Origin of the sequence: Crystallibacter permensis, assembly GCF_025960875.1 — a bacterium.
Taxonomy (GTDB): Bacteria; Actinomycetota; Actinomycetes; order Actinomycetales; family Micrococcaceae; genus Crystallibacter; species Crystallibacter permensis.
Genome location: NZ_JAODLR010000002.1, coordinates 250,086 through 263,932, shown reverse-complemented (window position 1 = coordinate 263,932; position 13,847 = coordinate 250,086). Strand labels below are relative to the sequence as shown.

Below are 13,847 nucleotides of genomic sequence, written 5' to 3'. Positions count from 1 at the left end.
GTTCGGCCGGGAAGGTCCAGAGGACTGGGTATCAGTCCCGGTGGCCGTGGTCCGCCTCGAACGCACGGAAGACATCCCGGGTGGTGGTGCCTTCGAGCGCAAACTCGTCCCGCAGATAACCGGCCAGTTCCGTCAGCGAGGTTTCCAGGACTTCGGCGGTGAGGTTGACATCCTTACTGGGAGACCGCTGTCCGGCCGCGGAAAGGTCCAGTGCGTAGGAGAGGGAAACGGCCAGCGAGACGTCAGGGGACATGTCCCGAAAGTAGTACGTCTCCGTGGTCTGGCTGAGGTCGATGCGGGCGTGGGAAATGCTGTCCGATACCGATTCCAGCGCACTGCAGGCCACTGAAGGTTCCAATTGGCATAGTTTGTCCACGTACCCGCTCTTGCTCATCGAGGACAGCTTTAGCGCCAGCGTACGGCGGCGTGAAAGGGCAGGATAGATCTGCATGAACCACGAAACCGCTGCGGTGAGCAGGCCGAATCCCGTGACTGCCTGAAAGGTAGAGGCCCAGCGAATCCAGTTGTCGATAGGAACGACGTCGCCGTACCCCAGCGTGGACAGCGTCATGACCGAGACGTAGAGCGCCTCCGCGGCGTTGGAGTACCTGGTTTCATCCAGTCCGGCGGAATAGGAGAACCCGTCCGGAAAATGCGGGTAGTAGATCAGCGCCCATCCGACGGCCTGCAGCGCCGTCCACGTGAGGATCACGCAGACGATGGCCAAGGGGCCGGCGTACTTCCGGAAGCCTCCCTTGCCCCTGAAGGCCTTCCACATTCCGTTGACCACGAAGTGGCTCAAATGGCCGCGTCCGGTCGGCCGGAGCAGGGTATGGAATATGTCGTTCAGCCCGGCAACAATCAGAACGACGCCCAGCAGGGTGAAGAGCCACATCATCCTTACTGTCTAGCACGCCGGCCCTGCGGGTGGGGCAGATCGGTGAAGCGGGCGTGCTTCCAAGGACCAGGGGTCCTTCCCCCAACATCCCTCACGCACTCCCGTTCCCGGGTCGGCAGACTTCAGTCCCTGCCCGCTGTCTTCCTGTCCTGCCCACGCGTGAAGATGCGTGGGCAGGACAGGACGACAGCGTTTTGTTTAGGAACCTGCAGGCGCAAGGACAATATCAAAGTGAACTTTTGCCCAGGTGGTCTCGCCTAGCTCACGGCTATCCGGTGTCGGAGCGCCAGCAGGCTGCTGGATAAATTCTTTGACCAAAGACTGCTTTACCCCGAATACCGTGTCATATTTTAACAGCTCGTCACCGTTCACGAAGATGTGCGTGACGAGGGTGCGCATCTGAGGAGCCGTGGCCATGAAGTGTAAGTGGCTGGCTCGCATCGGTGAGCGTCCTGTTGCCTGCAGCATCCGGCCCACTGGTCCATCATGTGGGATCGGGTACGGTGTGGGGGTTAATCCCCAGAACCGGTAGTTGCCTTTGTCGTCGCTGAAGAGATGTGCCCGCCCATAGACGCGTCCGTCGGCGTGCTGGACATCGTAGAAGCCCTCGTCATCCGCCTCCCATACCTCGATCCGTGCACCCGGGATGGGGTTGCCATCGAGATCACGTACTGTTCCCTCTACCCAGCAGGGCTCCCCCGCAGCGCCCCCGGCGATATCCCCGCCATTTTCAATCAGCGGGGCATCATCGACAAAGAACGGGCCGAACACGGTTGCCTCGGTAGCATCGCCGCGCGCCTCGTTGTTCACATTGATGGTCTGCATGGACGCGCCGAGCACGTCCGAGAGCAGGATGAATTCCTGTCGCTTGTCATCGGTGATGTGTCCGACCTCGGTCAAAAATCCGATGGCCTGGTTCCATTCCGCCTCGCTCAGACGCACGTCTCGAATGAATGCATGCAGGTGACACACCAGGGCTTGCATGATCTGCTTCAAGCGTTCATCGGTGCATCCCTCGAACGAGGCCAGTACGTTGGCAATCAGCCTTTCCTCCACAGCCTGCTGCGCTTCGGAAACGGCTGTGTTCTCCTGCTGACTATTCATGATTCCATTCCTAGGTTCTGCGAGGCAGCGGTCAGTAGTGATAGTTCGTCGTCGTTGAGCACCAGATCGATGGTTTCCAGCAGCGGTTCAAGCTGTTCGACGGTACGCCCGCTGGCAATCGGTGCGGTAATGCCTGGCTGGGACCGTAGCCACGCCAGCGCAATCGGCGCGTAGGGCAGGCGGCGGTCGGCGGCGATTGCCCCCAACGCTTCAAGCACCCGTTTGCCGCGCCCATCGAGATAACGTGTGGCATCGTCGGCCCGGGCACTGTCCACCGAAACACCGGGACGGTATTTCCCGGTCAGGAATCCGTGAGCCAGCGAGTAATAAGGGAATACCTCAAGGCGGTGCTCCCTGGCCAGCGGAAGCAGACGCTCCTCTATGCCGCGCTCCATCAAGTTGTACTGGGGCTCCAACGCTACTGGGATGTGGTATCCGCCCGACTTGGTGATTTCCATCCATTCGGTCAACCGCTCGGCGCTGTAGTTCGAGACCCCGATCGCGCGGATCTTGCCTTCATCTACCAGTTCGGAGAATGTCGCAATGGTCTGTTCCAACGGGGTTTCAGGGTCATCGAAGTGGGCATAGTAGACGTCCACATACTCCAGTCCCAGGCGCCGGAGCGTACCGTCGATTCCTTGGCGGATCGTAGCCGGGGCCAGCCCGAACAGCTCCGGATGGTAGCTGACTTTCGAAGCGATCAGAACCTCTTCGCGTACGGTCCGTTTGGCCAGCCACGTACCAATGATCGTTTCGGATTCACCGCCTGTATTGCCCTCAACCCAGAAAGAATATGAATCAGCAGTGTCGATGAAGTTACCGCCCGCGGCGGTGAAGGCATCCAGGATCTGGTGTGATTGGGCCTCGTCGGCGGTCCAACCGAAAACATTTGTCCCCAGCACCAGCGGCGCCACCCGCAACCCGGTGGCTTCGGCTGTGGTCAATGACATTTCAGTCCTCCTCTTGTCCCGGATTCTCGCGGGGAGCGCGGCCGTGCAATGCGTCAGTCAGCAGAGCGCGTACGGTCGCTGCATCAATGGGACGCGGGTTTCCGTAGGAGTAGCCGGTGACCTCTTCGACGATGCGTTCCACATCGGATTCCTTCATGCCCAATTCAGCGAGGGTACGTGGGGCGCCTAGTTCTCCAGTCAGGTTCCACAGGGCCAACGCCGGATCTTCTACCCCGCCCAAGGCTCGGGACAGTGCAGCCTTGGCAGCCGGAGCGGCGGGCTGGTTGAAAGCCAGTGCGTAGGGAAGAACCACGGTGTGGGTCTGGGCGTGGGGAAGGTTCAACGTGCCGCCCAGGGCGTGGCACAGCTTGTGGTGCAGCGACATCGTCGTGGCCCCGAGGCACGCCCCACACAACCAGGACCCGTACAGTGCGTCACTACGGGCATCCAGATCGGCGGAATCTTTGACAATTTTCGGCAGAGCACCGCTCAGGGAACGGACCCCTTCCTCAGCCATCAGAGAGATAATGGGTGTGGCATCCGGGGCGTACAGTGCTTCGACCGCATGCGCGATGGCGTTGATGCCGCTGGTGACGGACATTCCAACCGGCAAGGTGGCAGATAAGGTGGGGTCATAGACAACACTTCGCGGCAGCACCCGGGCGTCCCGGCCGGTCTCCTTCCGGCCATCAGTGGTGAGCCCCCACACCGGGGTCATTTCCGAACCCGCATAGGTTGTTGGAACCGCGATGATCGGCAGCGAGTGGTTCAACGCGATCGCCTTGCCCAAACCGATCGCCGATCCTCCGCCCACTGCCACGCAACCATCGGCACCGACCCGCTTGGCTTCATCGCTGGCCTTTTGTGCCGCTTCGGCGGGCACATGCATCACAGCTTCGGGCAAGACACCTACGGCCCGGGAGCCCAGGGCCTGGGCGACCTCCCGCCCGGTTGCTTCCTGCTCCGGCGAGCAGAGCACCAGCACGCGCTTGAGCCCGATCGCGTCGAGTTCGGCCGGAAGATCGGCCAGCGAACCGATTCCGAACCGCACCCGCATGGGCAACGTCTGGTAGGTGAATCCGCGGTCCTTGGTTTTCTGTGTGTGCATCGTCTTTGCCGTCATCGTCAAACTCCTTCGCATGTGGTTACGTTCTTTGCTTGCTTTTCGGGTGCTTATTGCGCGCCGGCGCGGCGCTTGTTCCAGATGTCGAAGGCCACGGCGAGCAGCAGTACCAGACCCTTGACCACGGACTGCACCGACTGGTCGATACCCATCAATTGCATGCCATTGCTCATCACCGCCATGATCAAGCCACCGGCCATCGCCCCGACAACCCTGCCCACGCCGCCGGTGACTGCTGCACCACCGATAAACGCCGCAGCGATCGCATCCAGCTCGAACATGTTTCCAGCGCCAGGCTGGGCCCCATTGGTGCGCGAAGAAAACACGATGCCGGCTACGGCTGAGAGCAGACCCATATTCACAAAGATCCAGAAATTCACTGCCTTGACCTTCACGCCCGACAACGCCGCCGCGGAGAGGTTCCCGCCGATCGCGTAGATCTGTCGGCCGAACACGGTGTGCTGCATGATCAGCGAGTAAGCCATGATGAGGATCGCCAGCATGATCAGTACCACCGGCAAACCGCGGGCGGTGGCCAGCTGCCAGGCAAGGGCCATGACGACCACACCGACGGCCGCGATTTTCGCGGCGAAGAGCCACAGCGGGGGGACCGGTTGCCGGTAGGACCGGCGTGTCTTGCGCGTACGGTATTCGTTTACCGCGAAACCGATGACTCCGATTGCAAACACGAGCAAGGTGAATGTGTCATACCCGTACCCGCCCAGTAGCCCGTTGACGAATCCGGAAGCAATGACTCCGTACTCGGAAGGGAAGGGAGAGAGCGAAATATTGTCCAGCACCCAGAGGGTCATACCGCGGAAGAGCAACATGCCGGCCAGCGTCACGATGAATGCAGGGATTCCGACATAGGCGACCCAGAAGCCGTGCCATGCGCCGATAGCCAGCCCTGCCGCCAGGGCAGCGAGAACGCCAACCCACCAGGGCATCCCGTATTTGATCACCGTGATCGCCGAAATAGCGCTGGTCAGCGCCACCACCGAACCGACCGATAGATCGATATGGCCGGCGATGATCACAATGACCATGCCTATGGCGAGGATCAAAATGTAGGAGTACTGCAGCACAATGTTCGTGATATTTCCCGGGGAGAGCGACGCCCCGCCGGTGAACACAGCGAACAGCACTACCAAGGCCACCAGAGCCATGTAGATCCCGCTGGTGCGCAGATTTCGGGTCAATGCCAGCCGCAGCTCGGTCAGCGTTGAGGAGCCCGAGCCGCCGGGGTCTTGTAACGGTTTGTCGGTGCGTTGGGCCATTGTAGTCATCGCACTGTTTCCTTCTCTTTGGTCATCAATGTCATCAGGTTTTCCTCGGTCGCCTGGCCGACCGGAACTTCACCGGTGATCCGCCCCTGGGACAGGGTGTAGATCCGGTCGCAGGTGCCCAGGATCTCCAGGAGGTCCGAGGAGATCACCACTACTGCCTTGCCCGCCGCAACAAATTCGTTGATCAATTGGTAAATCTCGTATTTGGCACCAACATCAATGCCGCGTGTCGGCTCGTCAATAATCAACAATTCGGGTCCGGTCAACAGCCACTTGGAAAGCACCACTTTTTGCTGGTTTCCACCCGAGAGCTGACCAACCACGGACTGCACACTCGGTGCCTTGATCCGCATCTTCTCCATAGCCTGTTCGGCCAGCCTGTTCTCCCTGTGTTGGTTAACCCAACCGAACCGCGCCAGCTTGGGTAAAGCAGCGCCGGAAATATTCCGGGCAATAGTGTCCAGCAGGTTCAAGCCGTACTGCTTACGATCCTCACTGACATAGGCCATTCCGTAATCGATCGCCTCGGCGACACTGCGGGGCTTGATTTCCCGACCACGCATCAAGGCACGTCCCGAAATGAACCGGCCATAGGATTTCCCAAACAAGCTCATGGCCAGCTCCGTGCGCCCGGCTCCCATCAATCCGGCGATCCCCACGACTTCACCGGCCCGCACCGTGAAGGAAGCCCCTTCGACCACGAGCCGATCCTGCACCGGGTGGCGCACCGTCCAGTCCTGGACTTCCAGAACAACCTCGCCTGGGTTCGAGACCCGATCGGGATAGAACGATTCCAGATCGCGGCCAACCATTGAACGGATGATGCGGTCAATGCTGGCGGAGTCATCGGCCATGTCCATGGACTCCACCGTCTGCCCGTCCCGGATCACCGTGGTGGTGTTCGCCGATGCCTCGATTTCGTTGAGCTTGTGGGAAATGATGATCGAGGTGATCCCTTGATCCTGCAGCTGACGCACCAAACCCAGCAAGTGTGCTGAGTCCGTATCGTTCAAGGCGGCTGTGGGCTCATCCAGGATCAGTAACTTCACGTCCTTTGACAACGCCTTGGCGATCTCGACAAGCTGCTGCTTGCCCACGCCCAACTGCCCCACAGGTGTCGTGGACTTCTCGCGAAGGCCAACCCTGTCCAGCAGCTCACTCGCTTCGGCATGGGCGCGATGCCAGTCAATCAGACCGCCAGACCCGCGCCGCTCATTTCCAAGGAAAATGTTCTCCGCGATCGATAAGTGCGGCACCAGCGCCAGTTCCTGGTGAATGATGACAATTCCGGCCCGTTCCGAATCACGAATAGATGAGAATTGGCACTCGGTTCCCTCAAAGATGATCTGGCCGCCGTAGCTGCCATGGGGATATACACCCGAGAGTACCTTCATCAAGGTGGACTTTCCCGCACCGTTCTCACCGCAGATCGCGTGTACTTCACCGCGCCGGGCGGACAGGGTTACCCCCGAGAGTGCTTTAACCCCGGGAAAGCTCTTTTCAATTGAACGCATTTCAAGGATGTAGTCGTCCATGGCGCCCATTCCTTCCAGCTTCATTAATTCCGTTACCGGGCAGCTACAGCTGCCCGGCTTTAACCTGCTCGGCGGTGTAGTAGCCGGACTCCACCAAGACATCGCCGATGTTCTTTTCCTTGACTACCTCGATGGGCATCAGGAAGGAAGGCACCACCATGGCGCCGTTATCGTAGGATTCGGAGTCGTTGACTTCGGGTTCCTCGCCGTTGAGCAGCTTCACGGCAGAGTCCACGGTCTGGGCGGCCAGCAGCTTGGTGTTTTTGAAAACCGTGGCGTATTGCACCTGGTCCTCGATGAGCTTAACCGAGGCAATTTCCGCGTCCTGTCCGGTGGCCACCGGCATCGGCTTGCCCTTGGACGACAGGGTGGGTCCGTAGCCGGCGTTACGCAACGAAGTGATGACTCCACGAGCCACGGCATCGTTCGGGGTCAGTACCGCATCTACGCTGCGGCTGCCCGTGTAGGTGGAGGTGATCAGGTTATCCATGCGTGCCTGGGCTTCCTGCTGCGACCAGTCCTTCGTGGCGATCTGCGACAGCTCTGTCTGCTTGGAGGCAATCACGATGGTGCCATCGTCAATAAACGGTTGCAGGACTTCCATGGCCCCTCCGTAGACAAAGGTGGCGTTGTTGTCATCGAGCGAACCGCCGAATAATTCAACGTTGAAGGGGCCCTTTTCCGAGGTGCGCTGCCCCTGTTCGTCAAGCACGCCCAGACCGGTCAACAAGGCCGTGGCCTGCTCAGATCCGACCTTGTAGTTGTCGAACGTGACATACAGGTCTACATCAGGGCTATTACGAATCAGCCGGTCGTAGGAAATGATCGGCACATCGGCACCGACTGCCGCTTGGATCTGCGGGGCGAGGGCCGTGCCATCCAGGGGAGCCAAAATCAGCAGGTCCGCACCGCTGGTGATCATTTGATCAACCTGCTGCTGCTGGGTGGGAATGTCGTTGTTGGCGTACTGCAGATCCACCTGGTAGCCCAGTTCCTCGAGGCCCTGCTGAATTGCCTTCCCATCTGTGAGCCAGCGTTCTTCGTCCTGGCTGGTGAGGGAGACGCCAATACGCGTATCTGCCGGCTCCTGTGTACCGCCCCCCTGAACGCCGCCCCCGGCACCATCTCCGCCACAACCGGTAGCCAGCAATGCCGCGGCGAGTGCCGCCGAGACCAATAGGGTTTTTCTCTGCATGATGTCCCCTCCCTGAGGGAAAAGCGAAGTAATGTGGATCGCTGTCATTGAGATGTTGGCCAAGTGTCCGCTTGTGCCATAGGATGGACAACGTGTTCAGACAGTACCACATGATTTGGATCACTGCGAGTGGAATGATGGGATTAAAAACCTTTGCGACGCTCGCAATCTGCCCCACACCGGCCAGCGTTGAACCTATCCGGACCCATACGGCCCAGGCCAAACACAGGCCTTAACGGCCCTCATTCGAGGAGCATTCAGATGAAGACGGTAAACCCGATCCAGCTGGTCATGAAGGCGAGCCAGTTGGTCGACGATTTATCCATTTTGGGCCGCTCAACCCCGGCAGACTTGGCCAAGGTTATGAACGAACCCCGCCCCTCCATCTACCGGATTATCTCCACATTGGAACAGGCCGAGATTGTGCGGCGCACTCCGGAGGGACTGGTGGAAATGGGCACCGGAATCCTGCGCTTGGGTGAGGCCGCCGGTGACGCTTTGGTCGATCGGCACGCACTGAAGAAGGTGCTTGACGACGTGCAGGCCCAACTCGGACTGACCGCCGCCTTCTGGATCCCCCGCAACGGTACGGCCGTGTGCCTGGACCAGGTTGATGCCACGGATGTAGATCTTTACGAACTGTCCTCCGGGCGCATCCTTCCACTGCACGCCGGAGCGGCGTCGCACGTGCTGCTCGCCTGGCAGCCCGGGGAAGTGCTCCAGCAGGTACTTGCTTCCGAACCCTACGCACAGCTCTCTGCCCAGACCCCTACCGACGCTCAAACTCTGGCGCGACTGGTGGAGGCTACTCGACGAGACGGGTGGCGGCTGGAGGCCAATGAGGTGGTCAACGGCATTGCAGCCCTCGGCTTCCCGGTCTTCAATCCCGATGGAAGCATCTTCGGGGCCCTAACCGCCGCTGGCCTGGTGGAACACGTCATGGGCCAGCAAGCAGAAGCAAAGGCGGTCCTGTCCGCCGCAGCTCAAGCCCTCACCGAGGTCATGGCCTCGTTCCAGCCCGAACCGACGGGCAGTCAATTTGAGGCCCCGGATTCCCAGGGGTCGGTACTCACCAAGGCCAATGCCCTCATGCGCGCATTGGCCAGTGAGCGGGTCTCCACATCCTCCAGGCTGACCGAACTGCTCGGCGAGCCGGTCAGCTCCGTTTACCGCATGCTCGCCACCCTCATCGAAGCCGGCTGGGTCGAGCAGTTGGGCCACCGCGGATCGTACCGGGTGGGTAGCAAGATGCTTTCGCTCTCGGGAAAGATGCTCAACTCCCTGGACCTGCGCCGCGCAGCACTGCCCGTGCTGCGCAGTATCCACGACGCCACCGGCGAAACGGCTTTCTTGTGTATTCGGCGCAACACCCGGGCTGTATGCATTGAGCGGATCGACGGCAAGAGGGTAAACAGCCGTCGGCTGGCATTGGGAAGTTCGTTGCCACTGCACGTTGGAGCCGCTCCGCGGGCGCTCCTGGCCTTCGAAGACCAGCAGGCTTGGGAGGATTATGCAGGGATGCTAGCCCAGAGTGCCGACTCCCGATTCGATGTGCGCTCACGTTCCAAGTTCTTCAGTGAACTGACAGCTATCCGGGAGAGGGGCTATGCCCTGAGCGACGATGAGCTGACCCCCGGCATCGCCGCGGTCGGGGCACCGATCTTTGATCACCGAGGTCATGTGGTCGCTTCCCTGTCGGTCAGCGGGTTACGCGACGGGATTCTTACCGCAACACCTGAGTCTGCCGGTGCAATCGCCTTGGCCAGCGAGGGGGCCCGGGAGCTGTCAACCTACCTCGGTGCCCCTTCCATGTCTTGAACGGCCCCGGCTACCGGCGCGCCTGCGGATGCGTGATGTGACCCGGCGTACTTGACCGGCGAGGTGTGAGATGAAATACTTTGGACAAGTTGTCCATCCAGTGGCACTTTGGGAATGAAGAATCAAATTCCTCCCCCTCATCTTTCCCCCTCGGTCCCGGACGCCGGTTCCATGGGAACCCTTTGACCAAACAAACAGGAGACACCTCATGAAGCCCATCGTTGTCGGACTGCTGGGTATCACACACCCCCACGCATCAGCACGGGTTCGGGCCCTGCGGGCGATCGAAAACGTTGAAGTCGTCGCCGCGGCCGACACCGATCCCCGGCTGACATACTTCACCGAAAAGTACGATGTTGAAGCCCGCAGCATCGAGGACGTGCTGGGCGATGATCGAATCAACGCAATTATGGTTCATTCCAAGAGCAAGGACATGATTCCTCATGCCCTCCGCGCACTTGCCGCTGGAAAATCGGTGGTCGTGGAGAAGCCCGGGGGCGGGACCGTGGAGGACCTTCTTGAACTGGCCGAGGCAGAACGTGCGGCTGCTCAGGACCAGGTTGTCCAGGTCGGATACAACGTGCGTCTTGCCCCAAGTATCGAGCGGGCACGCGAGCTCATCGCTGGAGGCACCATAGGAGAGGTCGTCACTGTGTCGGCCCGGGGAGCGGCAATGGTCGGTGAACATCTGACTGACCACTTGAACCAGCCGGCTGACATGGGGGGAGTGCTGTGGATTCTTGGGTGCCATATGCTCGATTCGCTGGTACACATGTTCGGCGCTCCGCAGTCAGTCAACGCTCGCGTTCATAAGTCCCCCAGATTGTCCGACGGGAAGAGCCGCGAAGACTCGGCGTCGGTGCTATTGAATTACCCGGATCTATCCGTCACGTTCAGCTTTGACGGGCATGACAGCCTGGAATGGTTCGAAAGCTCGCGGATCTTCGTTTACGGCACACGCGGAATGCTCGAAATTGGTGTTCTGCCGCAAACGTTGCGCGTACACGTTGATCAGGCCCGGGACGGCTACTTGCCCGGTTGGAATGAATGGACCGAATCCCATTTCACACCACCATTTGCCCGCACCGAAGCCAATAAGTTCTCTGAACTCCCGGAGTTGGGGAACATCTCGAATTTCCATACCGAGATGCGAGGCTGGGTGAATTCGATGCGAACCGGAGCGCCAATCGTAGCTCCGGTCGCCGACGCACTAAGCGTCGCTCAAATCGTTGAAGCCAGCTACCGATCCAACAACGCCCAAGGCGCCGAAGTTTCACTGGCCGCCCAGGTCCCCGTCAGCTAGGAGCATGATGAACACGCATTCCCCCACCAGCGCTCCCGCGCTGATCGCCACCTGCTGGACCAGCGCGGGAGACGCTGCTCCACTACGCCCCAGTGAGTCGAGTCCAATTGCCCTCAGCGACCGCATTGCGGCTATCGCCGCAACCGGGTGGGCGGGCATTGGTTTGGTTCATGCCGATTTGATACTGGCCCGGGAAACTATCGGTTACCCGGAACTGGCCCGACAGATCAGCGAGGCAGGGTTGTCAATCACCGAAATTGAGTTTCTCAACGACTGGTGGGCCACAGGTAGCGCCCGTGAATCCTCCGACACGATCCGTGCAGATCTGTTCGAAGCGGCCACCGCGCTGGGGGCCCGCCACATAAAGATCGGCGCCGGCAACGCCGACGTGCCGCTCCCCATCTCCGTGCTCACCGATGCCTTCGGCGAGCTGGCAGACGATGCATCCTCCCTGGGCATCCAACTTGCTCTGGAAGCCACCCCTTTCTCAAACCTGCGCACCACACCGGACGCAATCAAGGTAGTCACGGCAACCGATAGCCCATCGGCCGGACTGATGATCGACATCTGGCACACCGCGAAGACCGGACTGTCGCATGAGGAACTATGGTCCATCGTCCCGATGGACCGGGTAGCTGCCGTAGAGATTGACGACGGCTACTACGACACCCTGGGCACGATCTTCGAGGACACCATCAATCGGCGGACCTATTGTGGCGAGGGCGAGTTCGACACCGCTGGTTTCGTGCGACATGCCCTTAAAGCAGGCTATCGCGGCCCCTGGGGCGTGGAAATTATCTCCGAAACCCACCGCAACACCCCGGTATATGAAGGCCTGCAACACGCCTTCAACACCGCTGTTGCCAGCTTCCCCAACCTCTCCTCCTAAGCGCCATAACCGAAGGAATACACAATCATGAGTTCATCTCGTCCTCTCCGCCTTGCGCTGTTCGGCTCAGGCCGCATCGGACAGGTCCATGCCCGCAACCTCGCGGCAGATCCCGATATCGAATTGGTACTGATTGCCGATCCGTTTATCGATGCAGCCCGTGCCTTGGCTTCCCAAACAGGAGCCCGCGCAGTCCAGGACCCCGAAGAGGTTTTCGCCGCACAGGATCTTGACGGGGTCATCATCGGCTCACCCACCAACACTCACGTGGACCTCATGACCCGTGCTGCGGAGCGGGGCCTAGCAGTCCTCTGCGAGAAACCCATTGACCTGGACCTAGACACAGTCCTGGCCTGCCGTGATCGAGTCAAGAACGCCACAGCCCCCATCATGCTCGGATTCAACCGCAGATTCGACCCGGGTTTCGCGGCGGTCAACGCGCGTGTGGCAGCTGGCGAGATCGGGCCTCTGGAACAGCTGACCATTATCAGCCGGGATCCGGCGCCGGCCCCACGCGGCTACCTCGAGACTTCCGGAGGAATTTTCCGGGATATGACCATTCACGATCTCGATATGGCACGTTTCTTCGTGCCGGATATCGTCGAGGTTACGGCTGTTGGCGCCAACCAGTTCAGTGATGAAATTCGAGAGCTTGGCGACTACGATTCCGTGGTCGTGACACTGCGTGGACGCGGCGGCGAGCTCATATCGATCACCAATTCGCGCCATTGTTCCTACGGATACGATCAGCGTCTGGAGGCTTTCGGCCCTGAAGGCATGCTCGAAGCGCGCAACTTGACTCCAACTGCTGTGCGCAAGCACGACGCCAGCGGTACAGAGCTACAAGACCCCATCATGAATTTCTTCCTGGAACGATATGCCGAGGCATATCGCTTGGAGTTGCAAGCTTTTGCTCGGGCAATCCGGAGCGGGACCGCGCCGAGTCCTGGATTCGCGGATGGGCTAGCTGCGTTGGTGTTGGCCGATGCCGCCGTCGAGTCTGCTCAGATTGGAAAAACCGTTAAGGTCGAACAGATTTGGTAACCGTTCTTCCTCCACCAGTCGAAGCAGGCGGCAAAGGTGAAAACTACCTGTCAGGGTGAAGTCGGCGAGAAGCATGGCACATCCGTTCACAGTGCGTGAGATTGCACGTCAGGCGGGTGTCAGTGATGCAACGGTTGACCGGGTACTACACGGTCGACCGGGAGTGCAGTCCGGGACTGCCGGGCAAGTGCAGCAGGCAATTCAGGACTTGGAAGCGCAGCGACACTAAATGGAGCTGGTGGGACGACGTTTCATGATTGACGTCGTGGCAGCTGCGCCGGCCTGGTTCCATACGACGGTTCGCAGGGCGCTAGAAGACGAGCTACCCTTCCTCCTGCCAGGGGTTTTCCGAACACGTTTCCATCTGTATGAACGCTGGTCACAGGAGGAATGTGTTACCCGGATGGATCGAATCGCGGCCAAAGGCAGCCACGGTGTGGTGCTTATGGCACCGGACGTACAAGAGGCGGTTGCGGCCGTCGATCGATTACAAGCGGTTGGCATTCCTGTGATCACCCTAGCCTCTGACCTGCCGGTAAGCCGGCGGTTAGCCTACGTAGGCATCGACAATCGTTCCGGTGTCACCGCAGCATATCTCCTTTCCTAGTGGTTGCGAGGACAGCCGGGCGACATCGCAGCGATCGGGGGCAGCGATTCCTTCCGCGGTGAAGAGGAACGGGAGATGTGATTCCGGGCGGCGCT

The 13,847-nt window shown here is 60.0% G+C and carries 13 protein-coding genes; 6 read left to right on the top strand and 7 right to left on the bottom strand.

Annotation, left to right across the window (positions count from 1 at the left end; all coding sequences use genetic code 11):
- Positions 1–31 precede the first annotated feature (31 nt).
- The 7 genes from B0G38_RS03570 to B0G38_RS03540 all read right to left on the bottom strand — a co-directional run bounded on the left by B0G38_RS03570 (position 32) and on the right by B0G38_RS03540 (position 8,091).
- The gene (locus tag B0G38_RS03570) at positions 32–895 is read right to left on the bottom strand and encodes a potassium channel family protein (RefSeq protein ID WP_264668177.1); all 864 of its coding nucleotides are present in this window, start codon (positions 893–895) and stop codon (positions 32–34) included.
- 201 nt (positions 896–1,096) lie between these two features.
- Positions 1,097–2,002, bottom strand: coding sequence for a dioxygenase family protein (locus B0G38_RS03565; protein WP_264668176.1), 906 nt, complete (start codon positions 2,000–2,002; stop codon positions 1,097–1,099).
- Positions 1,999–2,952 (bottom strand): aldo/keto reductase, encoded by a 954-nt coding sequence (locus B0G38_RS03560; RefSeq protein ID WP_264668175.1) that lies wholly within the window; start codon positions 2,950–2,952, stop codon positions 1,999–2,001. Before B0G38_RS03560 ends, B0G38_RS03565 begins: the two co-directional genes overlap by 4 nt.
- A gap of 1 nt (position 2,953) precedes the next feature.
- Positions 2,954–4,075, bottom strand: a complete 1,122-nt coding sequence (locus B0G38_RS03555) for a maleylacetate reductase (protein ID WP_264668174.1) — start codon at positions 4,073–4,075, stop codon at positions 2,954–2,956.
- 50 nt (positions 4,076–4,125) lie between these two features.
- Entirely contained in the window at positions 4,126–5,352 is a 1,227-nt protein-coding gene (gene mmsB, locus B0G38_RS03550) for a multiple monosaccharide ABC transporter permease (protein WP_413542024.1), read from the bottom strand.
- A gap of 5 nt (positions 5,353–5,357) precedes the next feature.
- The gene (locus B0G38_RS03545) at positions 5,358–6,896 is read right to left on the bottom strand and encodes a sugar ABC transporter ATP-binding protein (RefSeq protein WP_264668172.1); all 1,539 of its coding nucleotides are present in this window, start codon (positions 6,894–6,896) and stop codon (positions 5,358–5,360) included.
- Positions 6,897–6,939: 43 nt separating this feature from the next.
- Complete coding sequence (locus B0G38_RS03540; protein WP_264668171.1) at positions 6,940–8,091, bottom strand: substrate-binding domain-containing protein; 1,152 nt, start codon at positions 8,089–8,091, stop codon at positions 6,940–6,942.
- A gap of 261 nt (positions 8,092–8,352) precedes the next feature.
- Here B0G38_RS03540 and B0G38_RS03535 point away from each other — a divergent pair, with 261 nt between their 5' ends.
- The 6 genes from B0G38_RS03535 (at position 8,353) to B0G38_RS23290 (ending at position 13,752) form a co-directional block, all read left to right on the top strand.
- Complete coding sequence (locus B0G38_RS03535) at positions 8,353–9,909, top strand: IclR family transcriptional regulator (RefSeq protein ID WP_264668170.1); 1,557 nt, start codon at positions 8,353–8,355, stop codon at positions 9,907–9,909.
- A 208-nt stretch (positions 9,910–10,117) separates the two neighbouring features.
- Positions 10,118–11,212: a Gfo/Idh/MocA family protein gene (locus B0G38_RS03530; protein ID WP_264668169.1), complete on the top strand. Its 1,095-nt coding sequence runs from the start codon at positions 10,118–10,120 to the stop codon at positions 11,210–11,212.
- A gap of 7 nt (positions 11,213–11,219) precedes the next feature.
- The gene (locus B0G38_RS03525; RefSeq protein WP_264668168.1) at positions 11,220–12,101 is read left to right on the top strand and encodes a sugar phosphate isomerase/epimerase family protein; all 882 of its coding nucleotides are present in this window, start codon (positions 11,220–11,222) and stop codon (positions 12,099–12,101) included.
- A 27-nt stretch (positions 12,102–12,128) separates the two neighbouring features.
- Positions 12,129–13,145, top strand: a complete 1,017-nt coding sequence (gene iolG, locus B0G38_RS03520; RefSeq protein WP_264668167.1) for an inositol 2-dehydrogenase — start codon at positions 12,129–12,131, stop codon at positions 13,143–13,145.
- Between the two features lie 73 nt (positions 13,146–13,218).
- Positions 13,219–13,374, top strand: coding sequence for a LacI family DNA-binding transcriptional regulator (locus B0G38_RS23295; protein ID WP_413542020.1), 156 nt, complete (start codon positions 13,219–13,221; stop codon positions 13,372–13,374).
- The gene (locus tag B0G38_RS23290) at positions 13,375–13,752 is read left to right on the top strand and encodes a substrate-binding domain-containing protein (RefSeq protein ID WP_268019596.1); all 378 of its coding nucleotides are present in this window, start codon (positions 13,375–13,377) and stop codon (positions 13,750–13,752) included.
- Positions 13,753–13,847: the final 95 nt, after the last annotated feature.